Annotated in this window: 18 protein-coding genes; 13 read left to right on the top strand and 5 right to left on the bottom strand. The window is 34.6% G+C overall.

Features of this window, described 5'->3' with window-relative positions; all coding sequences use genetic code 11:
• Positions 1–3: 3 nt before the first annotated feature.
• Together LNP19_RS14245 and tsaD are read right to left on the bottom strand one after the other, a co-directional pair.
• Positions 4–711 carry a 16S rRNA (uracil(1498)-N(3))-methyltransferase gene (locus LNP19_RS14245; protein WP_230062561.1) on the bottom strand — a complete coding sequence of 236 codons (708 nt, stop codon included), beginning with the start codon at positions 709–711 and terminating at the stop codon, positions 4–6.
• A gap of 3 nt (positions 712–714) precedes the next feature.
• Entirely contained in the window at positions 715–1737 is a 1023-nt protein-coding gene (tsaD, locus tag LNP19_RS14240; RefSeq protein WP_230062560.1) for a tRNA (adenosine(37)-N6)-threonylcarbamoyltransferase complex transferase subunit TsaD, read from the bottom strand.
• 212 nt (positions 1738–1949) lie between these two features.
• Here tsaD and LNP19_RS14235 point away from each other — a divergent pair, with 212 nt between their 5' ends.
• The 5 genes from LNP19_RS14235 (at position 1950) to LNP19_RS14215 (ending at position 10200) form a co-directional block, all read left to right on the top strand.
• Entirely contained in the window at positions 1950–6380 is a 4431-nt protein-coding gene (locus tag LNP19_RS14235; RefSeq protein ID WP_230062559.1) for a translocation/assembly module TamB domain-containing protein, read from the top strand.
• 397 nt (positions 6381–6777) lie between these two features.
• A complete protein-coding gene (gene pfkA, locus LNP19_RS14230; RefSeq protein WP_230062558.1) occupies positions 6778–7764 on the top strand; it encodes a 6-phosphofructokinase in 987 nt (328 codons plus the stop codon).
• Positions 7765–7846: 82 nt separating this feature from the next.
• On the top strand, positions 7847–8851 hold the full coding sequence (gene gap, locus LNP19_RS14225) for a type I glyceraldehyde-3-phosphate dehydrogenase (RefSeq protein WP_072937932.1): 1005 nt from the start codon (positions 7847–7849) through the stop codon (positions 8849–8851).
• Positions 8852–8964: 113 nt separating this feature from the next.
• Positions 8965–9816: an N-acetylglucosamine kinase gene (locus LNP19_RS14220; protein WP_230062557.1), complete on the top strand. Its 852-nt coding sequence runs from the start codon at positions 8965–8967 to the stop codon at positions 9814–9816.
• A 9-nt stretch (positions 9817–9825) separates the two neighbouring features.
• The gene (locus LNP19_RS14215; RefSeq protein ID WP_230062556.1) at positions 9826–10200 is read left to right on the top strand and encodes a methylglyoxal synthase; all 375 of its coding nucleotides are present in this window, start codon (positions 9826–9828) and stop codon (positions 10198–10200) included.
• A gap of 149 nt (positions 10201–10349) precedes the next feature.
• Here LNP19_RS14215 and LNP19_RS14210 read toward each other — a convergent pair whose 3' ends face one another.
• The gene (locus LNP19_RS14210; protein ID WP_230062555.1) at positions 10350–10730 is read right to left on the bottom strand and encodes a RidA family protein; all 381 of its coding nucleotides are present in this window, start codon (positions 10728–10730) and stop codon (positions 10350–10352) included.
• 73 nt (positions 10731–10803) lie between these two features.
• Positions 10804–13554, bottom strand: coding sequence for a putative LPS assembly protein LptD (locus LNP19_RS14205; RefSeq protein WP_230062554.1), 2751 nt, complete (start codon positions 13552–13554; stop codon positions 10804–10806).
• 78 nt (positions 13555–13632) lie between these two features.
• Here LNP19_RS14205 and LNP19_RS14200 point away from each other — a divergent pair, with 78 nt between their 5' ends.
• The 8 genes from LNP19_RS14200 to LNP19_RS14165 all read left to right on the top strand — a co-directional run bounded on the left by LNP19_RS14200 (position 13633) and on the right by LNP19_RS14165 (position 21566).
• Positions 13633–14802, top strand: a complete 1170-nt coding sequence (locus LNP19_RS14200) for an N-acetylmuramoyl-L-alanine amidase family protein (RefSeq protein WP_230062553.1) — start codon at positions 13633–13635, stop codon at positions 14800–14802.
• 49 nt (positions 14803–14851) lie between these two features.
• Positions 14852–16012: an N-acetylmuramoyl-L-alanine amidase family protein gene (locus tag LNP19_RS14195; RefSeq protein WP_230062552.1), complete on the top strand. Its 1161-nt coding sequence runs from the start codon at positions 14852–14854 to the stop codon at positions 16010–16012.
• A gap of 45 nt (positions 16013–16057) precedes the next feature.
• Complete coding sequence (locus tag LNP19_RS14190) at positions 16058–17023, top strand: MlaD family protein (RefSeq protein ID WP_230062551.1); 966 nt, start codon at positions 16058–16060, stop codon at positions 17021–17023.
• Positions 17024–17028: 5 nt separating this feature from the next.
• On the top strand, positions 17029–18363 hold the full coding sequence (locus LNP19_RS14185) for a 4Fe-4S dicluster domain-containing protein (protein ID WP_230062550.1): 1335 nt from the start codon (positions 17029–17031) through the stop codon (positions 18361–18363).
• Positions 18364–18443: 80 nt separating this feature from the next.
• Positions 18444–19235: a (Fe-S)-binding protein gene (locus LNP19_RS14180; RefSeq protein ID WP_230062549.1), complete on the top strand. Its 792-nt coding sequence runs from the start codon at positions 18444–18446 to the stop codon at positions 19233–19235.
• Positions 19236–19295: 60 nt separating this feature from the next.
• A complete protein-coding gene (locus LNP19_RS14175) occupies positions 19296–19778 on the top strand; it encodes an ABC transporter ATPase (protein WP_230062548.1) in 483 nt (160 codons plus the stop codon).
• Positions 19779–19941: 163 nt separating this feature from the next.
• A complete protein-coding gene (gene bshA, locus LNP19_RS14170) occupies positions 19942–21105 on the top strand; it encodes an N-acetyl-alpha-D-glucosaminyl L-malate synthase BshA (protein WP_230062547.1) in 1164 nt (387 codons plus the stop codon).
• Positions 21106–21137: 32 nt separating this feature from the next.
• Positions 21138–21566 (top strand): protease complex subunit PrcB family protein, encoded by a 429-nt coding sequence (locus tag LNP19_RS14165; protein WP_230062546.1) that lies wholly within the window; start codon positions 21138–21140, stop codon positions 21564–21566.
• Positions 21567–21623: 57 nt separating this feature from the next.
• On the opposite strand, the gene LNP19_RS14160 is transcribed toward LNP19_RS14165, so the two are convergent.
• Positions 21624–22823 (bottom strand): aminotransferase class I/II-fold pyridoxal phosphate-dependent enzyme, encoded by a 1200-nt coding sequence (locus LNP19_RS14160; protein ID WP_230062545.1) that lies wholly within the window; start codon positions 22821–22823, stop codon positions 21624–21626.
• Positions 22824–22905: the final 82 nt, after the last annotated feature.

Below are 22905 nucleotides of genomic sequence, written 5' to 3'. Positions count from 1 at the left end.
GTATTAGTGTTCATTAACAAAAACAACACTATGACAGGCTACAACGGCCGCAGTTTCAGTTCTTAGGCGTGTATTTCCTAATGAAACGGGAGTAAATTGATTTTCTAGGGCCAATGCAATTTCATTTTCGGAGAAATCGCCTTCTGGACCAATTAATATAGTAATATTTTCATGTGGTTTTAAAACGGATTTCAGTGTTTTTTTGTCGGTCTCTTCACAATGGGCGATCAATTTCAATCCCCCTATTTCCAGTTTTACAAACTCTTTATAGGTAATGGCTTCGTTCAATTTAGGAAGAAACAACTCATTAGATTGCTTCATTGCCGATAAAATGATTTTTTCAAAACGGTCTTTATTGATGACTTTTCGTTCAGAATGGTCACAAATAATGGGTGTTATTTCATGAATACCAATTTCAGTCGCTTTTTCTAAAAACCATTCATAGCGGTCGTTCATTTTTGTGGGAGCGACAGCAAGATGCAGATGATAATTAGAAGAATCCTTTTTTTCGAAAGAAATAATCTGAACAGTACACTTATTGTCTGAAGCTAAGGTAATTTCTGTTTTGAATAAATAACCAAGACCATTGGTGACAAATAAAATATCGGAATCTTTTTTGCGCAGTACTTTTATGATGTGTCTGCTTTCTTCTTTGTCAAAAGAAAAGCTATCCGTGGTTTCGTTTATGTCAGGGTTGTAAAATAATTGCATAGTTTAAAATTGTATTCTTGCTTTTGAAACCACTGCTGCGGTTTCGAAATTTTGGGATAAATATTTTTGATAACCTACAATTCCTATCATTGCAGCATTATCGGTAGTGTATTCAAATTTTGGAACAAATGTTTTCCAGCCGTATTTTTGTTCGGCTTCTTTTAGCGTTTTTCTTATTCCGGAATTGGCAGAAACGCCTCCGCCAATGGCGATTTGTTTGATTCCAGTTTCTTTTACGGCCAGCTTTAGCTTATCCATTAAGATTTCGATAATCGTATATTGAATAGAAGCGCAAATGTCATTTATGTTTTCGTCAATGAAATTAGGGTTTTCTATTTTTTTCTTTTGAATAAAATATAAAATAGCCGTTTTTAAACCCGAAAAGCTAAAATCCAATCCGGGAACTTTTGGTTTGGTAAAAACAAAAGCCTTAGGATTTCCTAGTTGGGCGTTTTTATCCACTAAAGGTCCGCCGGGATAGGGAAGTCCGAGTATTTTGGCACTTTTATCGAAGGCTTCGCCCACCGCATCATCGGTTGTTTCTCCAATGATGGTCATGTCAAAAAAGTTATTCACTTTTACAATTTGAGTATGTCCGCCGCTAATGGTTAGTGCCAAAAAAGGGAAATCAGGCTTTTCAAAACCTTCTTCATCTATAAAATGGGCCAAAATATGAGCATGCATGTGGTTGACAGCAATTAATGGGATTCCAAGTGCCAAAGCCATTGACTTAGCAAAAGAACTTCCTACAAGAAGCGAGCCCATCAGTCCGGGACCTTGGGTAAATGCGATTGCGGACAATTGCTCTTTATTGATATTTGCTTTACGAAGCGCGGCATCAATAACCGGCACTATGTTTTGCTGATGGGCGCGCGAAGCAAGCTCCGGAACTACACCTCCATATTGGGTATGAATTAACTGATTTGCAACAACATTTGACAGCACTTTGTCGTTATGTAAAACCGCTGCTGCTGTGTCATCACAAGAACTTTCGATTGCAAGAATAAAAACCTCTGGATTTTGCATAAAAAGGCACTAATTTTGAATTATATTTGACAGACCGAAATTTTAATTTGTTTAAATTTGCGGTGCAGCCAAAATTAAAGAATTTTTAGCAAAGGTGCCGCTCTTTCCTTGGGCAAAATAGTATTTTAGGAAAAAATAAAACAAGAATAGGTATCAAAAATATCAAAAAAATAGCTTTTCGTTCAGTAATCGGGATAATCCTCTTTTTATTGGTGCTCGGTATTATTTTATCTTTGCCTTTTGTCCAGACAAAAGTAGCGCAGTATTTTACCAATAGCCTCAATAAGGACTTTGGAGTTAATATTTCTGTTGAAGGCGCCAGAGTTTCCGTTTTTGGTGGTGTCAAATTAAAAAAAGTACTGATTTTAGACCATCACAAAGATACTTTGATTTATTCGAATCTGGTTAAGACCAATATTTTAGATGTTAAGAAAGTACTGGATGGAGATTTAATTTTTAGCGATATTGAACTAAATGGATTGCTGTTTAGTATAAAAACGTATAAGAATGAAAAATTGACCAATATTGATGTATTTATTAATGCTTTTGATAGTGGTAAGCCATCCTCGGGCAAACCTTTTTTACTGACGGCAGATAAGGCATTTATAAAAAACAGCCATTTTATTTTGGTCGATGAAAATCGTGAAATCCCAAAAGATGTCGACTTTACTAAGCTTAAAGTAACTTTGAGTAAATTTAAGCTTCACGGGCCTGATGTATCTACTAAAATTGATAAGATGTCTTTTCTGGATCATCGTGGAGTGTATGTTGCTAAATTGAGTTCTAATTTTAGTTATACAAAAAAGAGTATAAGACTGGAAAATCTTGATTTAGAAACCAAAGAATCAAAATTAAAAGGAAATGTTTTTTTAAATTATAAAATTGAGGATTTTTTAGATTTTAACAATAAAGTTCAGTTTGATGTAAATCTACAATCGGCTTCGCTGGCTTCCAATGATATTCGATATTTTTATAAGGAACTAGGCAGGAACTTGCATTTTGATATCAAATCAAATATAAAAGGGACGCTAAACGATTTAAGATTATCCGATTTAAAATTAGTTGATTCTAATAATTCCCAAATTAAGGGTACGATAAAATTTAAAAATCTTTTTGGAAAAAAAGATCAATATTTTTTCATGGACGGAAATTTTAATAAAATAGTGTCCAGTTATGATAATCTCGCTTCAATACTACCTAATGTTTTAGGGAAAAAGTTACCCGCTGAGCTCAAAAAATTAGGCGTGTTTACCATTATGGGGAACTCTCAGGTGAGTGCCACTTCGCTAGATGCAGATTTCTCTATCTTAACTGATTTGGGTAATGCGCAATCAATTTTGAGCATGAGAAACATTGATTTTATTGACAAAGCTTCTTATGTAGGGAATGTTGTCATGGAGGATTTTGACCTTGGAACTTTATTGGATCGCAAGGATTTGGGTAAAATAAGTCTGAATGTTGATGTAGACGGAAAAGGGTTTACAGAAAAGTATCTTAATACGGCTTTAAAAGGAGCGGTTTCTAAAATAAATTATAATAATTATACTTATAATAATATAACGGTTGACGGTAATTTTAAAGCACCAAACTATAAAGGACAAATTGCTGTAAAAGATCCTAATCTTACGATGAATTTTGACGGTTTAGTAGATTTAAACAGGAAAGATAACAAGTATGATTTTCACATCAATGTTGAGAATGCCGATTTACATAAGCTGAATTTTATTAAGGATAGTGTTTCCCTTTTTAAAGGAGATATTATCGTGCAGGTTGCCGGAAAAACAATTGAAGATCTTCAAGGGAATATTTACATTCAGAAAACTTCCTATCAAAATAAGAAAGATACCTACAGTTTTGATGATTTCAATATCAATTCTAGCTTTGATAAGGAGAAAGTACGGACCATTACGATAAATTCTCCTGATATTATTGAAGGCGAAATAGTGGGAAAATATCAGTTTAATCAGTTGGTCAAATTAACAAAGAACTCTTTGGGAAGTTTATATACCAATTTTAAACCGGAAAAGGTAAATAAAGGACAGTTTTTGAAGTTCAATTTTACAATTTACAGTAAAATAATAGAGCTTTTTTATCCTGAGATTTCCATTGGGTCCAATACTGTTGTCAAGGGGAATATCAAATCGGATATCCAGGAGTTTAAGCTTAATTTTAACTCTCCACAAATCGTGGCAGCTAAAAATATTTTTGATAATATAAGGGTTGCAATAGACAATAAAAACCCACTTTACAATGCTTATGTAGAATTGGACAGCATTAAAACTAAATATTATAAGGTTCGGGATTTTAGTTTGATAAACGTGACAATGAAGGATACTTTGTTTTTTAGGTCTGAATTTAAAGGCGGTTCTAAAGGACAAGATTATTTCAATCTGAATTTATACCACACCATTAATAAGGATAATAATAATGTTGTGGGGATTAGTAAATCTGAGATGAAATTCAAGGATTATTTGTGGTTTTTGAATGAAAAAGATACGCCCAATAACCAAATTGTTTTTGATAAATCATTTAAGAATTTTAAAATTGATGATATAATATTATCTCATGAAAACCAAGCGATTACCCTTAAAGGCGATATAAAAGATATTTCTAATAAGGATTTGAAATTGAGTTTTAAAGATGTGGATCTGTTTAAAATTACACCGGCTGACGATCAATTTGTCTTCCGTGGAAACATAAATGGAGAAGTCAATTTTAAACAAAATAACGCGGTTTATAAACCAACAGCTTCATTGACAATTGATCAATTGAACATTAATAAAACGGATCTTGGTGTGCTTAAATTTGGAATTGAGGGCGATCAAAATCTTGAAAAATTCACCATTAACTCTTTATTGGAAAATGAAAATCTGGAATCCTTCAGAGCTGACGGAAACTTTGAAATCGTCAATAGGGAAGCAGTTCTTGATATGAATTTAAAATTTGATAAGTTCAATTTGGGAGTTTTGGGTTCTTTAGGAGGAGATGTGCTTTCCAATATTAGAGGCTATGTTTCAGGAAATGCCAGCGTAGGCGGAAATGTAAAGAAACCTAAGATTAATGGGCGACTTTACTTGGAAAAAACAGGAATGACTATTCCGTATTTGAATGTGGATTATGAATTAAATGATCGATCTGTTGTTGATTTGACCGAGCAGAAGTTTTTATTTAGAAACAATGTCCTGACAGATACTAAGTTCAATACCAAAGGTTCTTTGGAAGGAAGTATTGAACATGATGTTTTTTCGGACTGGAAGTTGGATTTAACCATAAATTCAAAGAAATTACTTGCTTTGAATACACAAGATCATGAAGATGCGGCCTATTATGGTACCGCATTTATAAACGGAGAGGCATCTATAAAAGGGCCAACCAATGGTTTGTTTATTAAAGTTGAAGCGCAATCAGAAAAAGGTACCACTCTCAAAATTCCTATAAATGACGCCGAAAGTGTGAGTGAGAATAGTTTTATTCATTTTTTGACTGCAAAAGAAAAGTATAATATTGAAAAAGGAATTGTTGAAAATTCCCGAAAATATAAAGGACTTGAGTTGGAATTTGATTTGGATATTACTCCTGATGCCGAAGTGGAAGTGATTTTTGACCGCAGTTCAGGGCATGGATTGAAAGGTAAAGGATATGGTACTTTGTTGTTTAAGATCAATACCTTGGGAAGATTTAACATGTGGGGGAATTTTCAGGCTTATGAAGGTTCTTATAATTTTAAATATGGAGGATTAATTGATAAGAAGTTCTTGGTAGAAAAAGGCGGTTCAATTGAATGGTTTGGCGATCCTATGAAAGCGGTTTTGAATCTTAAAGCAGTATATAAAACGATTGCAAATCCATCTGTATTGTTGGAAAATTCTTCTTTTAACAGAAAAGTTCCGGTTGATGTTGTGATTGGTATTCGAGGGGATTTAGCGAGTCCTGAACCCGATTTTAACATTGAATTCCCAACGGTGAGTAATGTATTGAAATCAGAGATTCAATATAAATTGAATGATAAGGACGTGAGACAAACTCAGGCTTTGTATCTATTGTCGTCAGGTGGTTTCTTGAGTCCGGAAGGAGTGAGTCAATCTGATTTTTCAGGAAGTTTATTTGAAACTGCATCCAGTTTGTTGGGAGGGATCATAAAATCTGAAGATGAAAAATTCAAAGTCGGACTAAATTATATATCGGCCGATAGAAGAATTGGAAAAGAAACTGACGGTAGATTTGTAGCGACCATTTCTTCAAAAGTGAATGAAAGAATTACCATAAACGGAAAAGTGGGGGTTCCATTTGGAGGAATCAATGAATCTGCTATTGTTGGAGATTTAGAAGTGCTGTATAGAGTAAATGAGGATGGGACAATGAATTTGCGCTTGTTTAATAGGGAGAATGATATTAATTATGTGGGACAAGGTATTGGCTATACACAAGGGGTAGGAGTCTCTTATGAGGTCGATTTTGATACTTTCAAAGAATTGATCAATAAAATTTTCAAGAAACATCAGCTAGGCAAAGAAAATATAATTACGGATCAATTTCAAGATTCTAATTTGGCTCCTGAATATATCAATTTTACCAAGCCAAAGAGTCCTAAAAAAGAAAAAAAAATAGAGAATAAAGAGGCTGTAATTAGGAAAGAGGATTGATATTAGTTTCCTTCTTTTTAATGTAATTTGGTTTCTGGATTTTACTTTAATTGACCTGAATAGTTAGTCTTTTTGGGGCTACAAATTATTTTAAAATCATTATAAGTGGTGACTTTGAATGTTTTTCTTTCTTTATGTAATTCCTGGTAATTCGTTTTTCAAAATAGTTTATTGTTGCTAGTCAAAAAGCGGGTTTTTAACTTTATAAGATCTAAAATGTGGACAGTTTTGGCATCCCTTTTTTTGGAATTAACCAACTGAATCCTAGTTCGTTTTTTTAATTTGAAATAAACTTATCAACGAAAACGTTTGAATTTGAGATAGCTTATTAATTTACTGAAAACATAGCATCATAACTGTATTATGTTTGCTAGTTTTACACTTTAATACTTAAATAATGCAAAAAACAATAAAAAAAATAGGTGTTCTGACATCCGGAGGAGATTCTCCTGGGATGAATGCTGCTATTCGATCAGTTGTTCGAACTTGCGCTTATCATAATATAGAATGCATCGGAATTTATAGAGGTTATCAAGGTATGATTGAAGGAGACTTCAAGGAAATGGGACCTCGTAGCGTTAATAATATTGTTAATAAAGGAGGAACTGTTCTTAAATCAGCACGTTCTCTTGATTTTAAAACTTCAGAAGGCAGAATAAAAGCACATGAGAATCTTCTTAAAGCAGGAATTGATGCCTTAGTAGTTATTGGCGGAGACGGAACATTTACCGGAGGACTGCTTTTTAACTCTGAATTTGATTTTCCAATAATGGGAATTCCAGGAACAATTGACAATGATATCTACGGTACAAGTCATACTCTTGGTTATGATACGGCGTTAAATACAGTGGTTGATGTAATCGATAAAATTAGAGATACGGCAAGTTCACATAACCGACTATTTTTTGTGGAAGTTATGGGAAGAGATGCAGGTCACATTGCTCTAAATGCCGGTATTGGAGCAGGAGCAGAGGAAATTCTTATACCAGAGGAAAATTTAGGATTGGACAGATTGTTGGAATCTTTACAAAAAAGTAAAGCATCTGGAAAATCATCCAGTATTGTTGTAATTGCCGAAGGAGACAAAATAGGTAAAAACGTATTTGAATTAAAAGATTACGTAGAAGCTAATTTACCGGAATACGATGTGAGAGTATCGGTTTTAGGTCATATGCAACGCGGTGGTTCACCTTCTTGTTTTGACAGGGTTTTGGCCAGTAGATTGGGCGTAAAAGCAGTCGAATCTTTATTGGAAGGAAAATCAAATTATATGGTGGGTTTACAAAATGACAAAGTAAATCTGACTCCATTGGAGCAAGCCATTAAAGGCAAATCAGAGATTGACAGGGAACTATTGAGAGTTTCGGATATCATGTCAACATAAGAAAATATTGAAGTTTATTGTGAGGAAATTAGACTTTAAATAAGTTAAATAGAAAAGGAAAATAAACAAAAATTAAAGTAAAATGTCAAAAGTAAAATTAGGAATAAACGGTTTCGGAAGAATTGGAAGAATCGTTTTTAGAGAATCATTCAATAGAGATAATGTAGAGGTAGTGGCTATCAACGATTTATTAGACGTGGATCACTTAGCTTACTTATTGAAATACGATTCAGTTCACGGTCGTTTTAATGGAACTGTTGAAGTAAAAGAAGGAAAATTATACGTAAACGGAAAAAATATTCGTATCACTGCTGAAAGAAATCCAGCTGATTTGAAATGGAATGAAGTAGATGTTGATGTAGTTGCTGAATGTACTGGTTTCTTTACTACTGTAGAAACGGCTAATGAGCACATCAAAGGTGGCGCTAAAAAAGTAATCATTTCGGCTCCTTCTGCTGATGCTCCAATGTTTGTAATGGGAGTAAATCATACCGAAGCAAAAGCCTCTGATTTGATCGTTTCTAACGCTTCTTGTACGACTAACTGTTTAGCTCCATTGGCTAAAGTTATTAATGATAATTTTGGAATTGTTGAAGCTTTGATGACTACAGTTCACGCTACAACTTCAACTCAAATGACTACTGACGGTCCTTCTAGAAAAGACTGGAGAGGCGGACGTGCTGCTTCATGCAACATTATCCCATCTTCTACAGGTGCTGCAAAAGCGGTTGGAAAAGTGATTCCTTCATTGAATGGAAAATTAACAGGAATGGCTTTCCGTGTTCCTACTACAGATGTTTCTGCAGTTGATTTAACTGTAAAAGTAGAAAAAGAAACTTCTTACGAAGAGATCATGGCAGTATTGAAAAATGCTTCCGAAACTACAATGAAAGGAATTTTAGGATATACGGAAGATCTAGTAGTTTCTCAAGATTTTGTTTCTGATAAAAGAACATCTATCATTGATGCTAATGCCGGAATTGGATTAAATTCTACTTTCTTCAAAATCGTATCTTGGTATGATAATGAGTATGGATATTCTAGTAAATTAATCGATTTATCGGTACACATTGCAGGCTTAAAATAATTATCTATATTTACAGAATCCCGTTATCTTTGATGTTTAACGGGATTTTATTTTTTACTATTCTGACTATAAATTATTTAGAATAGAAAAAACGAAACCTAAAAACCAAAAAAATGAGATTAATAGTTGATAGTGGTTCAACCAAAGCTGATTGGATTGCAATAGATGATGAGGGGAAAGTATTGTTTACCACCCAAACATTAGGGTTGAATCCGGAAACTCTTGATAGTAGCGAAATTGTTAAGCGATTGAATGATCGTTTTGATATTTTGCAAAATAAAAATGAGGCTTCTCATTTATTTTTTTATGGCGCAGGTTGCGGAACGGATAGAATGAAAATTGCGCTATCGCAAGTTTTTCAAGCTTATTTCCCTAATGCAATTATATCTGTAGAAGAAGATACCTATGCAGCGGTATATGCAACAACTCCTAAAGGACAAGAAGCAATTGTGAGTATTTTAGGAACGGGTTCTAACTGTAGTTATTTTGACGGAAAAGAATTGCATCAAAAAGTACAATCTTTAGGTTATATCGTTATGGATGATTGTAGCGGCAATGTTTTTGGAAAAGAACTGATAAGAAAATATTATTTTAATAAAATGCCAAAAGAATTGGCACTGCAGTTTGAAAAAGAGTACGATTTAGATCCTGATTTTATTAAGAATAAATTGTACAAAGAGCCTAATCCAAATGCTTATTTGGCAACTTTTGCTAAGTTTTTAATTCAACATAAAGATTCTGAATTCTGCAAGAAAATTATTCTTAAAGGAATGAAATCTTTCGTAAAAAATTATATCCGACAATTTGATAATTGCAAAGAAGTTCCCGTGCATTTTGTGGGTTCTATTGCTTTTTATTTAAAAGACGAATTGCAACAAACATTTGATAAATATGAGTTGCAACTAGGGAATGTGTTAAGAAGGCCTATAGATGGTTTGATTGCTTACCATATTGCTAATAAATAGAGATTAAAGATGGAAATTGCAATTATTGCGCATGATGGCAAAAAAGTGGATATGGTTCAGTTTTTAAATAAAAACAATGAACTATTACAAAATATAAAGATTAAACTAATAGCCACCGGAACAACGGGCAGCAAAGCCGAAAAAGCAGGTTTTAAAGTAAAAAAAATGCTTTCTGGGCCCATGGGTGGAGATGCTCAAATAGCAGCAAGAGTCGCCGAAGGGAAAACCAAATTAGTTTTGTTTTTCAAAGATCCACTGGCAAGTCATGCCCATGAAGTAGATATCAATATGTTGCTTCGGGTGTGTGATGTTCACAATGTGCCCATAGCGACTAATGAAGCTACTGCTCAGTTGGTATTGAACGCAATACTATCGAAATTATAGTATAATTATATTTTTATAAAACTACAAAACCGTTTCATCTACAGAAACGGTTTTTTTTGTTTTAAAGAGTTATTTAGGCAAAAAAAAAAATGTCCCGTTTTAGCTGGGACATTTTCTTAAGATTGTATTTATCAAGTTTGCTAGCAGTATTATAGAATAGCAATCATAGAGATCTCTACGTTGACATTTTTTGGTAGGCCAGCCACTTGAACGGTTTCACGGGCCGGAGCGGTTGTTTCGTTAAAATAAGAACCATAAACCGTGTTGATACTTGCAAAATCATTCATGTCCATAATGAATATAGTAGTTTTTACCACGTTTTCAAAGCTCATTCCTGCAGCATCCAGAACAGCTTTCATGTTTTCCATTACTTGCGCAGTTTCGGCTTCTATATTGGCTACATTCAGTTCACCAGTTGCCGGATTAATAGCAATCTGCCCTGAGGTATAAAGGGTGTTTCCTTTAAGTACGGCTTGGTTGTATGGACCAATTGGAGCAGGGGCTTTCTCAGTAAAAATTATTTTTTTCATGATAAATATATGATGGTTTATAGTATGTGAATCTCTTTTTAGGTTCTATTTAGCTCAAATAATCAGCAGAAAGTTATCGACCTACATTTCTGCTTCTTTTATCCCATTTTATGTCGCTCAACACCCCAGATTTTATTCCAATGAAGAAACCCCAGTTGGCATTATCGCCAAATGGAGTCCAATTGAAATCCATTCTCCAACTCAATAAATCTCTCTCAAAACGCAACTGAGTAAAGGTAACGCCGTTTTGTACAAAGTCATAACCTGTTGATATTCCGGCTTTCCATTTAGGTGTTAAATCTGCATTGGCAGAAATCATAATCGAATTCCCGATGATTTTTTTCTCCCTATTGTTATTTCCATAAGTCAAGGAATAGGCAAATGTCATGTCCCAAGGCAATTTAGATCTGAAAAATTCCGAAATTTGATCTTCACCTTCTTCTTCTTCTCCGTCAAATTGGCTTTTTCTGTCATTTAGAACGGTATTGCTTCCAAAAAGATCATCTTCACGGCCTCCGTTTCTTTGAGTCTGATTGTCCTTATCTTTTTTGTCTTTCTCTTTTTCTTTGCTCGAAAGAGAATAATTTAAGGTCATATTGGCACTAGTCATTCTAAATAGACTTCCGCCGTTATTGATGTTGTATAGATTCATTCGGTTACCGGAATTGTCAATCGCATAGGGATCTAAGGTAGCTCCAAAATTGACATTCATTTTGTTCTGAAATAATTGCGTTCCTCCACTAACTCGAACTGGAGACCAAGCAAGCGAAGTCTTACCGTCAGCGTCCAGATTATAACTTGTAGAAAAGTTTAAGTTATTCAGTAACATGATTTTTTTGGGTTCCACTTTGGTGCTATCCTTATCGGTTACTTTAGCTTCAAAAGTGTTACTCAAACTAAAACCTACATTATTAGAGCGGTTTAAACCGGGAGCGCCAAAAATCCCCCCTTCAAAACGGGAATACTGTTTTGTCATGGTTCCAGTAGCATCGGCAGCATAGGTGTCGTAGTATTTTTCAAAACTTGGAGTATAGCCATAAGAAGCAGAGGGACGCATGACGTGTCGGATAGATTTTATTTTTTTGTCTTCTCCAAAGTTGAAAGTTCCATAAATAGTAGTTCCTATACTAGATGAAAAAGAGTAGGTTCTAAAAGCGTCAAAACCGCTTACTACTTTATCGACTACCTTGCTTTGATCTATGTCGTAGTTTCTTTCTATGGTTTTGGCGTACCAGATTTCCTCATAATTTAAAGAGGTGGAGGCACTGAAGTATTTGAACAATTTGAAATTGGTACTCAACGGAATACTGTGTTGTACTCCTACTTTAGCATCTCTAAACATCTGAGGTTTGAAGAAAAGAGAATCCGTTGTGGTGATACTGTTTCTTCCGTTCAAATTGTATTGTAAATTGATGTTTTTGAAAAAACCTTTTTTAACGGCATCTTTTCCAACAAAAGGATAGATGCGGTCCACACTAAGTTGTAGTGTAGGTAAGGTCATGTTGATTGCTTCCGATTGGGTGTTTTGGGAATGTGTTGCCGATAAGGACATTCTGACTTGTGGAACAGAATTGAACGTTTTAGAATAAGATACAGACGAACTTAAGGTATTGTTTAGATTAGAACCAACATTGGCCAGATTTATCGATTGCTTAAAATATTTACTACTTCCAAGATTCACCGAAGCAGAGAAACTTGAATTTGGATTGGCTTTTGCATCTCTGGAATGCGACCATTGAATGTTGTAAATGCGTTGTTTTGAATAATCGGGATAGCCTCTTTCGCTAGTGATTAAATTTTCAAACCTGATATTGACATTTCCACGAAATTTGTATCTTTTGGCATAAGAAGACTCAAATCGCATACCATAACTACCATTAGTATAGTAGTCTCCTAAAACGGTCAAATCATAATGTTCATTTAGGGCAAAATAATAACCACCATTTTGCAAGGAAAAACCGCGATCGTTTGAATCGTTATAACTAGGTAAAATAAGTCCGGAAACACTGGTTTCTTTACTCATTGGGAAATAGGCAAAGGGCAGAGCAATAGGGGTTGGTACATTAGCAATGACCATGTTGGTTAAGCCGGTTATTACTTTTTTGCCGGGAATGAATTTTACCTTGCTGGTTTGAAAATAATATTCAGGATTGTCAACATCTTTTGAGGTTGTAAAACGTGCTCCTTTTAAAAAGTAAACGGAATCATTTTCTTTTTTAGTAATTGCTGCTTTTACTTTAAACTCTCCTTGATCTGATCTGGAATTCCAAATTATGGCTTTTTTTGTTTTAAAATTAAACCGAATAGAATCGGGTTCTACTTCGTTAGCACCTTGTTTGAAATTGGGATATTGGGTGTAGTTGCCTGTAGAGTCTTTAATTCGGCCGGCATAGACTTCATTTTTTTCATAATCCATGACAATTATCCCCGACTTTAGTTCAACGTCCTGGTAGTAGAGTTCGGCTTTGTCGTATAAGGTAATCAGTTTTTTCTTTTGGTCAATTTTTACAAATTGATTCGCTTTGTATTTCACCTTTCCGTCAAGAAAAGCTTTTTTGGGCTTGAGGCTGTCTTTTTTTACGATAGTATCGACTTGTTTTTTTTGTTCTACTATAGTTTTGTTAGCGGTTGTCACTTCTAGATTAGGAGTGTTTACTTGTTTTTTAGCAGAAATTGCTGCCTTTTTTTTTGAGATATCTTGTGCGTAGGTCTTACCGTATCCAATCGTGAGGAAAAAGGATATCAAAACGATATTAAATAAGTTTGTCTGCAAAGGTTTAAATGCTATTTTTGTAAAATTATGGCTTGTTTTTTGAAGTGTCAAACTTACAGATTATTTTTTGTCAAAAATAATCAAATAGAAGATATATAGCCATAGTGTTTTAATTAAATTTATTTTTTGATGCGTTTATTACATAAAATTAAAGGACTGTTTATTTTTCTGATAATTATAGGCTCTTATAATTCCTACAGTCAATCCCATATTTTTAAAGTTGCCTTAGATGCCGGTCATGGAGCTCATGATTTTGGTGCGGTTTATAATGGTCATATCGAAAAAAATATTGCTTTAGCTATTGTGTTAAAAGTAGGGAAAATATTAGAAGAAAAACCTAATTTTCATGTAATTTATACCAGAAAAACGGACGTTTTTATTGATTTGATCGAAAGAGCCAATATTGCCAACAGAGCCGATGCCAATATTTTTGTTTCGATTCATTGCAACGCCAATAAAAATACTGCCGCCGATGGAACTGAAACTTATGTAATGGGGATGAATAAGATTGCTTCCAATTTAGAGGCTGCCAAAAAAGAGAACTCTGTGATTACATTGGAGAAAGACTATAAAACAAAATATGAAGGTTTTGATCCAAACTCTCCAGAAACGATGATTGGGATGACTTTAATGCAAGAAGAATATTTAGATTACAGTATTTCTTTGGCAAGTAAAATTGAGGAAGGTTTTGGTCGATTGGGTAAAAAATTGAGACAAGGTGGTGTCAAACAAGCTCCTTTTATGGTGCTCCATAAAGCATATATGCCAAGGGTTTTGGTGGAAACAGGTTTCATATCTAATTATGCCGAAGGAAATTTATTAGATTCTGAAAGCGGACAAAATGAAATTGCCGAAGCCATAGCCGAAGCGATTGTGAGTTATAAAAATGAGTTCTTTGGTAACGAAATGATTGATTTTCTTGAAGTCAAACCATCTCAGAAAGTGAATGGAACTGCTGTCAAAGACAGTGCTACCTTTGTTAAAACCAAAAACACTCAAGTGGGGATTGAAGATAAAAAAACATCAGGAAAGGCAGCTGATTCTAATACTCTTTTTAAAGTGCAAATTTCAGTAAGCTCCAGAAAAATGGATTTATTGCCTCGAAATTTTAATGGTCTCAAGAATGTAACAATGCAGTATGATGATAAAATGTATAAATACATGTATGGTGAAACCCAGGATTATAATGAGTCTAAAAAACTTTTAGAAGAAGCAAAGGCTAAAGGATATAATTCAGCTTTTTTAGTGGCTTTTAAAAATGGGGATAAAATCAGCATTCAAGAAGCGATTAAGAATTAATATAAAAGTTAAATGTTTATATTAAATTTGTAATAAAAAAACTAAAATTTTGAAAATACGTACAGGAGTTAAAACAGCATTAGCAGCTATATTGTTGCTTTTTTCTTTAAATGTTTTTTCTCAATCCAATACCAAATTTGTTGTTGTTCTAGATGCGGGTCATGGAGGAAAAGATCCCGGGAATTCTTATCACGGTTTCGTTGAGAAAGAAATAGCGCTAAAAACAACCTTAAAAGTAGAACGTTATCTTGAAAAGGATACCCAAATCAAAGTGGTTTATACCAGAAAAAAAGATGTTTTTATAAGCTTAGCAGAAAGACCTAAAGCAGGGAATGATATTGGTGCTGATTTATTTGTATCTATACATTGCAATTCGGTTAGTAACCCCGTTCCTTATGGTACCGAAACGTATGTGATGGGTTTAGCGCGCAGCAACACCAACTTTGAGATTGCCAAAAGAGAAAACTCGGTTATTTTATTGGAAAAAGATTATAAAGAAACGTATAAAGGTTTCGATCCCAATAAGCCTGAAACTTTGATAGGGCTAAAAATTATGCAAGAAGAATATTTAGAAAGAAGTATTCGTTTAGCTTCAAAAATAGAACATAATTTCTCCAACAAATTACATCGAAAATCAAGAGGGATTAAGCAAATACCTTTATGGGTCTTAGACGCTTCTTATATGCCTAGTGTGCTAATCGAATTGGGTTTTTTATCCAATAAAAATGAGGGACTTTATTTGAATTCCGAATTTGGTCAGGAAAAAATGGCCGAAGCTATCGCAGAGGCTATCATTAGTTATAAAAATGAGTATTTTGGTTCCCAATCAAATACTACCACACCTAAAAAAAATAGTGGGAATGAATCTAAGGATTCTGTTATTCTTAAAAAAGGAGAGTCTGTTGCTAAAAACAAAATAATTGGGAAAGAAGTTACTAAGGCATCAAGCTCTGAGGTGGTCTTTAAAGTTCAACTAGCAGCCGGAAAAAGAAAGATTGAATTAAAACCTGCAAATTTTAAAGGATTATCAGATGTTTCATGCATGACAGAAAGTGGTGATTTTTATAAATATGTATATGGAACTACTTCAGACTATGGGGAAGCCAAGCGCAATTTAGAGATTGCAAAATCCAAAGGCTATGCATCGGCCTATTTGATAGCCTTTAAAGATGGATTAAAAATCAGTGTTCAAGAAGCGATTAAATTATAACAAGTTCAAATTATTATATTAAATTTGTCCAAAATACTTTAGATTTTGAAATTAACAAGAGAGATTAAGACAGCAATTTTAGTGATTGCATCGATACTATTATTTATTTGGGGATACAGTTTCTTAAAAGGAAAAGACCTTTTTAGTAGTTATAGAACATTATATGTAGAATACGCCAGCGTTGAAGGTTTGGCTACATCGGCTCCCGTTACTCTAAACGGCTTAGTGATTGGTAAAGTGAATAGCATTACGATAAATCAAAATACCGGAAAATTATTAGTCGAATTACAAATTAAAAGTGATTTTCCTATTTCAAAATCCAGTTTAGCTTCTATTTATGAGCCTGGTTTTATAGGTGGGAAGCAAATTGCGATTGAACCTAATTTTGAAGATAAATCGGTTGCTGAGAATGGCGATCAGCTAAAAGGGAATGTGAAGTTAGGACTTACTCAAACGGTAGGGGATAAATTGGCTCCTGTTCAGGAAAAACTCGAAAAAATAATGGTTAATGCGGATAATTTGATTACCGGGATTAATAATGTTTTGGATAAAAAAGCGCAAGAAGACTTAAAAATCAGTTTGGCCGAATTGAGTAAAACCATGGAGCAATTTCACAAAGCTTCGGTAAGTATGAACACTGTTTTGGATGATAATAAGGGTCAAATAAAAGGTGTTGTTTCTAATTTCAATAAAATCTCGGGGGATTTTTCTAAAATATCCGATTCTTTAAACAAAGCCGATTTAGGAAAAACAGTTAAAGATTTGAATAAAACCTTAGCCAAAGTAAATGGTATCATGAGCGGTTTGGAATCCGGTAAAGGTACAATGGGGAAATTGTTGAAAGACGATGCATTATATGCTAATTTATCTCAAACTTCAAAAGAATTAGAGTTGCTACTTCAAGATGTAAGGCTTTATCCTACTAGATATGTAAATGTATCTCTTTTTGGAAAGAAGAACAAACCCTATAAAGCCCCTGTAAACGATACTATTCCTAACGAAAAAAACTAAGTTCTATGAGCTATTTAGACAATATATTATTTGCTATTTTATTAGTAATAGGTTTTGGTTATTTTTTCAGCAATATCAAGAAAATCCACCGAAACATAAATCTCGGGATTGATATTGATCGAAAAGACAATCCCGGTTTGAGATGGAAAAACATGGCGATGATAGCTCTTGGGCAGTCAAAAATGGTCAAAAGACCTGTTGCTGGTGTTTTGCACATTATTGTCTATTTAGGTTTTATTATCATAAATATCGAATTATTAGAAATCATCATTGATGGTTTGTTTGGTACACATCGCGTGTTTTCCTTTTTAGGTTCGGCTTATGATGTGTTGATTGGTTCATTCGAAATATTGGCATTATTAGTTTTAATTGCGGTTTCTGCTTTTTGGATTAGACGAAATCTAATTCGATTAAAACGTTTCATCAATCCGGATTTAAACGGATTCCCTAAAAGTGATGCGAATTACATTCTTTATTTTGAAATGGTCTTAATGACCTTGTTTCTATTGATGAACGCTTCCGATTTGCATTTGCAAAATGTTCCGGGAGGTTTTTCTCATTTTATCAAAGCGGGTTCCTTTCCAGTAAGCCAATTTATTGCGCCTTTGTTCAATGGAATGTCAAATGAATCGGTGATGTTATTTTCAGAACTGTTTTGGTGGTTGCATATCATAGGAATTTTTGTTTTTATGAATTATTTGTATTTCTCAAAGCACCTGCACATATTGTTGGCTTTTCCTAATACTTATTTTGCCAATTTGAATCCTTTGGGGCAGTTTGATAATTTAGAAGCCGTTACTAAAGAAGTAAAAATGATGATGGATCCTAATGCCGATCCCTTTGCTGCAGCTCCCGCAAATGAGGGAGAAGTTCCAAGTAAATTTGGAGCCAGCGATGTTCAGGATTTAAATTGGGTACAACTCCTGAATGCTTATACTTGTACGGAATGTGGAAGATGTACTTCTTCCTGTCCTGCCAATCTTACCGGTAAAAAATTGTCGCCTCGTAAGATAATGATGGATACCAGAGACAGGCTCGAGGAGGTTGGGAAAAATATCGATGCCAATAAAGGGATGTTTGTTCCAGATAATAAAACACTTTTGAATGATTATATTACACCTGAAGAATTGTGGGCTTGTACTTCTTGTAATGCCTGTGTTGAGGAATGTCCTGTAAATATCAGTCCGCTATCGATCATCATGGATATGCGACGTTATTTGGTAATGGAGCAAAGTGCAGCGCCAATGCCTTTAAACGCTATGATGACGAATATTGAAAATAATGGTGCGCCATGGCAATACAGTCAGCAAGATCGATTGAATTGGAAAAACGAAAATTAATATTTTATAGTATATTGGTAACTCGTTTAAACATTTAACCGGATCAACGAATAATCGATTAACCGAATCAACAAAATAATATGTCAGAAAATTTAATAGTGCCAACAATGGCAGAAATGCTAGCTCAAGGAAAACAACCTGAAGTATTGTTTTGGGTGGGTTGTGCAGGAAGTTTTGATGATAGAGCCAAAAGAATAACGAAAGCATTTGTGAGAATCCTAAATCGTTCCAATGTTTCTTTCGCCGTACTTGGAGCAGAAGAAAGCTGTACTGGTGATCCTGCAAAAAGAGCTGGAAACGAGTTTTTGTTTCAAATGCAAGCCATGATGAACATTGAAGTGCTGAATGCTTACGAAGCTAAAAAAATTGTTACTGCCTGTCCGCATTGTTTCAACACTTTAAAAAATGAGTATCCTGAATTAGGCGGAAAATATGAAGTAGTTCATCATACTGAATTTTTGAAATCACTTTTAGACGACGGAAGATTGACCATTGAAGGCGGACAATTTAAAGGAAAACGCATCACTTTTCACGATCCTTGCTATTTAGGAAGAGCCAATAATGTGTACGAAGCACCTAGAGATTTAATCCTGAAGCTCGATGCCGAATTAGTAGAAATGAAACGTTCTAAAGCCAATGGTCTTTGTTGCGGTGCCGGTGGTGCGCAAATGTTTAAAGACGCAGAACCTGGAAATAAAGAGGTAAATGTGCTAAGAACCGAAGATGCCTTAGAAACAAAACCGGAAATAATTGCCGCTGGTTGTCCTTTTTGTAATACTATGATGACTGACGGAATTAAAAATAAAGAAAAGGAAGCCGAAGTTAAGGTATTGGATATTGCCGAATTGATTGCTAACGCCCAAGATTTGTAAAGGATTCCAATAGTTTTATTTGCTTAAAAATTTATAATTCACAATTTATAATTAAAATATATGTACGTTCCTTTTGAAAATTTACCCGAAGAATCCAGAATTTGGATTTATCAATCGAATAGAAAATTTTCGGATGCCGAATTTTCTGAGATTGAAACCGATTTAAAATCCTTTCTTGAGGGTTGGGCTGCGCACGGGACAAGTTTAGAATCTTCTTTTCAGTTAAAGTACAATCGTTTTATCATTATAGCCGTAAATCAAGAAGTTCAAGCTGCTACAGGTTGTTCTATTGATTCTTCAGTGGAGTTTATCCAAAGTCTGGAGCAAAAATACGGAGTTGATTTGTTAGACAAAATGAATGTGACTTTCAAGTTAGGGGAGCATATTGCTCATAAGCCATTGATTGATTTTAAGAAAATGGTAAAAGATAAGGCCGTTACGGAAAACACTATTGTTTTCAATAATTTAATCAATAACATTCAGGAATATAAAGAATCTTGGGAAGTTCCGGCTATGGATAGCTGGCACAGTCGTTTTTTCTAATATTCAAACATTTTAAATATTGAAAGAAGGCACAGGAATCGTATTCTTATGCTTTTTTTATTCTAGAATAATTTTGCTGTTTCAGTTGATTTGGAAATATAACTTTTAAAAAACAGTATAAATAATTAGAGAATCCTTAAATTCGTACTTCTAAAATAAGTAAATGAAAATTGCAATAGTTTGTTATCCTACCTTTGGCGGAAGTGGTGTTGTCGCAACAGAATTAGGTCTTGAATTGGCCCGATTGGGGCATGAAATTCATTTTATTACCTATAGTCAACCCGTGCGATTGGCACTTTTAAGCCCAAATGTTTATTATCATGAAGTAAACGTTCCTGAATACCCATTGTTTCATTATCAACCTTATGAACTGGCCTTGTCAAGCAAGTTGGTCGATATGGTAAAATTACACAAGATAGAAATACTTCATGTACATTACGCCATTCCTCATGCTTATGCCGGTTATATGGCTAAGCAAATGCTAAAAGATGAAGGAATTGAAATCCCAATGGTAACAACCCTTCACGGAACCGATATTACTTTGGTGGGGAATCATCCGTTTTATAAGCCTGCGGTAAGTTTTAGTATCAATAAATCGGATGTGGTGACTTCGGTTTCTCAAAGTTTGAAAGAGGATACCTATAAGTTATTCAACATAAAAAGAGACATTCATGTGATTCCAAATTTTATCGAATTGGATAAAAACATTCTGGATCCTAATATACCCTGCCGCAGGTCTGTAATGGCCAAAGAAAATGAAAAAATCATAACGCATATCAGTAATTTTAGAGCTGTAAAGCGAATTCCGGATATAATTAAAATTTTCTATAAAATCCAACAACAGATTCCTGCCAAATTAATGATGGTAGGGGATGGTCCTGAGAAGGAAAAAGCTGAGATTTTATGTCAGGAATTGGGTATTTTGGATAAGGTAATCTTTTTCGGAAATTCTAACGAGATTGATAAGATATTAAGTTACACTGATTTGTTCCTGTTGCCGTCAGAGACCGAAAGTTTTGGACTTGCTGCCCTAGAAGCAATGGCTTGGGGAGTTCCGGTAATTTCTAGTAATTCAGGAGGTTTGCCAGAAGTGAATTTTGATGGAGTTTCCGGATTTTTGAGTGATGTTGGAAATATTGATGAAATGGCAGGAAATGCTTTGAAAATTTTGAGTGATGACGCTGTTCTTTTTAAATTTAAAGAAAACGCTTTGTCTGTCGCTAAGAAATTTGATATAAAAAATATTCTGCCGCAGTATGTAGAATTATATGAAAAAGCGATCAAAAAGTATTCAAAAAAAGCAAGATCATTGAGTAAACCCAAATAGAGCCGATTCTTTTAATCATTTTAAAACAGCAAATGAAAAAAACAGCAGCAATTATAGTCATTTTAATTTTAGTTTCCTGCGGATCGGTGGCTACAAAAAATTCTGGAAAACAGCCCTTGTATGAAGTCTTGACTCAGCAGCAGCAAGGTGGAGCCAGCATTCATTTTTTTGAAATTCTTACTGAACCAAATGAAATTAAGATGTTGCAAAACGATACTCATTTAAGGAATAAAATCAGTGTCGAAGATGTGCAGCGATCAAATTTTGTTATTTTGAATTTGGGCGAAAAAATGACCGGAGGATATGCGGTAGGAGTAGAAAGTGTTGTAGAAACAGACAAGAATATAATAATTACCGTAAAAGAAACGAGCCCTGAACCTGATGCGATGGTTTCTCAAAATATTACTTATCCTTTTTGTGTGGTAAAAATAAATTCTAAAAAGGAAATTATCATTAAATAAAAATAACCGGCTCAAAATAAATATGTGCCGGTTTTTTTAATGCGATGTTTCAAAGATTTATAGTATTCCAAGTTCAATCATGCAGTTTTTCATCATTTTATAGGTTCGTTCAATGTCGTTGTCTAAGCCTATCGAAAAACGAATTAATCCATCGGTTAGCCCCATTTCGGCTTGTTCTTCTAGAGGAATTTCGCTTGAGGTTGAAGTTCCTGGAGCGCTAAACAGGGTTTTATAAAAACCTAAGCTTACCGCAAGATAGCCTAAATTTCTAGCTTGCATCAATTCCATTAGCTCATTGGCTTTTGCCAAAGTCCCTACGTCCAGAGTCATCATTCCTCCAAAACCGTACTCCGGATTTATCATTGAAGAGTATAATTGATGACTGGGATGACTTTTCAAGCCCGGATAGACTGTTTTTAAGCCGTCTTTTTCAAAACGCTCTGCCAGATAAGCTGCATTGTAACTGTGTTGTTTTATCCTCAGATGTAAGGTGCGTAAGTTTTTCATGACACTGGCTGAGCGCATGCTGTCCATTGTAGGGCCAAGAAGCATGCTGGCGCCACTGTTCACATTTTTTAAGCTATTGATGAATTCGTTCGAAGCGCAAGTAACACCACCCACAGTGTCGCTACTTCCGTTGATGTACTTGGTCAAACTGTGAATGACAATATCGGCTCCAAGTTTAATTGGGGTAACTGAAAGTGGAGAAAAAGTATTATCAACAACCAGTTTTAGGTTGTACTTTTTGGCAATTTTTGATAAACCGGCAATGTCAGCCACTTCAAGCAAGGGGTTGCTTACGGTTTCACAGTATAAAACTTTGGTATTTGGGGTAATAGCAGCTTCAACTACCTCTAGTTTTGTGATGTCTACAAAAGTTGTCTTTATGCCTAATCTTGGTGCAAAATTCTTGAGAAAAGCATAAGTTCCTCCATAAATAGTTCTACTGGAAACGATGTGATCCCCAGCTCCGCACAATTGTAATAATGTTGGCGTAATGGCGCCCATTCCTGAAGCCGATACATTAGCTGTTTCTGTTCCTTCCATGGCAGCCAAGGCTTTGTCTAAATACAGATTACTGGGTGAAGAATGGCGTGAGTAGAGATAACAGCCTTCCATATTACCTTCAAAGGTATCAAACATGGTTTTGGCCGAAAGGAAAGTATAAGTAGATGAATCAGAAATGGATGGATTGACTCCGCCAAATTCTCCGAAATACTGTAAATCCTGAATGTTATCTGCGGGATTGAATTTCATAGGTTCAGTTTTAATTATTTTTAATGTAAAGTACGTTTATCTAGTTTTTATTATCAATACAGCTTCCTAAACTCAGTTTTAT

This window comes from Flavobacterium acetivorans, from assembly GCF_020911885.1.
GTDB classification, from domain to species: domain Bacteria; phylum Bacteroidota; class Bacteroidia; order Flavobacteriales; family Flavobacteriaceae; genus Flavobacterium; species Flavobacterium acetivorans.
The sequence above is the reverse complement of the archived record's forward strand: the minus strand, read 5'-3'. Positions and strand labels throughout refer to the sequence as shown.

Coding starts and splice junctions, on each gene's coding strand:
- LNP19_RS14245 (WP_230062561.1), bottom strand. CDS start 711: ATGCAATTATTTTACAACCCTGACATAAACGAAACCACGGATAGCTTT.
- tsaD (WP_230062560.1), bottom strand. CDS start 1,737: ATGCAAAATCCAGAGGTTTTTATTCTTGCAATCGAAAGTTCTTGTGAT.
- pfkA (WP_230062558.1), top strand. CDS start 6,778: ATGCAAAAAACAATAAAAAAAATAGGTGTTCTGACATCCGGAGGAGAT.
- gap (WP_072937932.1), top strand. CDS start 7,847: ATGTCAAAAGTAAAATTAGGAATAAACGGTTTCGGAAGAATTGGAAGA.
- LNP19_RS14220 (WP_230062557.1), top strand. CDS start 8,965: ATGAGATTAATAGTTGATAGTGGTTCAACCAAAGCTGATTGGATTGCA.
- LNP19_RS14215 (WP_230062556.1), top strand. CDS start 9,826: ATGGAAATTGCAATTATTGCGCATGATGGCAAAAAAGTGGATATGGTT.
- LNP19_RS14210 (WP_230062555.1), bottom strand. CDS start 10,730: ATGAAAAAAATAATTTTTACTGAGAAAGCCCCTGCTCCAATTGGTCCA.
- LNP19_RS14200 (WP_230062553.1), top strand. CDS start 13,633: ATGCGTTTATTACATAAAATTAAAGGACTGTTTATTTTTCTGATAATT.
- LNP19_RS14185 (WP_230062550.1), top strand. CDS start 17,029: ATGAGCTATTTAGACAATATATTATTTGCTATTTTATTAGTAATAGGT.
- LNP19_RS14180 (WP_230062549.1), top strand. CDS start 18,444: ATGTCAGAAAATTTAATAGTGCCAACAATGGCAGAAATGCTAGCTCAA.
- LNP19_RS14175 (WP_230062548.1), top strand. CDS start 19,296: ATGTACGTTCCTTTTGAAAATTTACCCGAAGAATCCAGAATTTGGATT.
- bshA (WP_230062547.1), top strand. CDS start 19,942: ATGAAAATTGCAATAGTTTGTTATCCTACCTTTGGCGGAAGTGGTGTT.
- LNP19_RS14165 (WP_230062546.1), top strand. CDS start 21,138: ATGAAAAAAACAGCAGCAATTATAGTCATTTTAATTTTAGTTTCCTGC.
- LNP19_RS14160 (WP_230062545.1), bottom strand. CDS start 22,823: ATGAAATTCAATCCCGCAGATAACATTCAGGATTTACAGTATTTCGGA.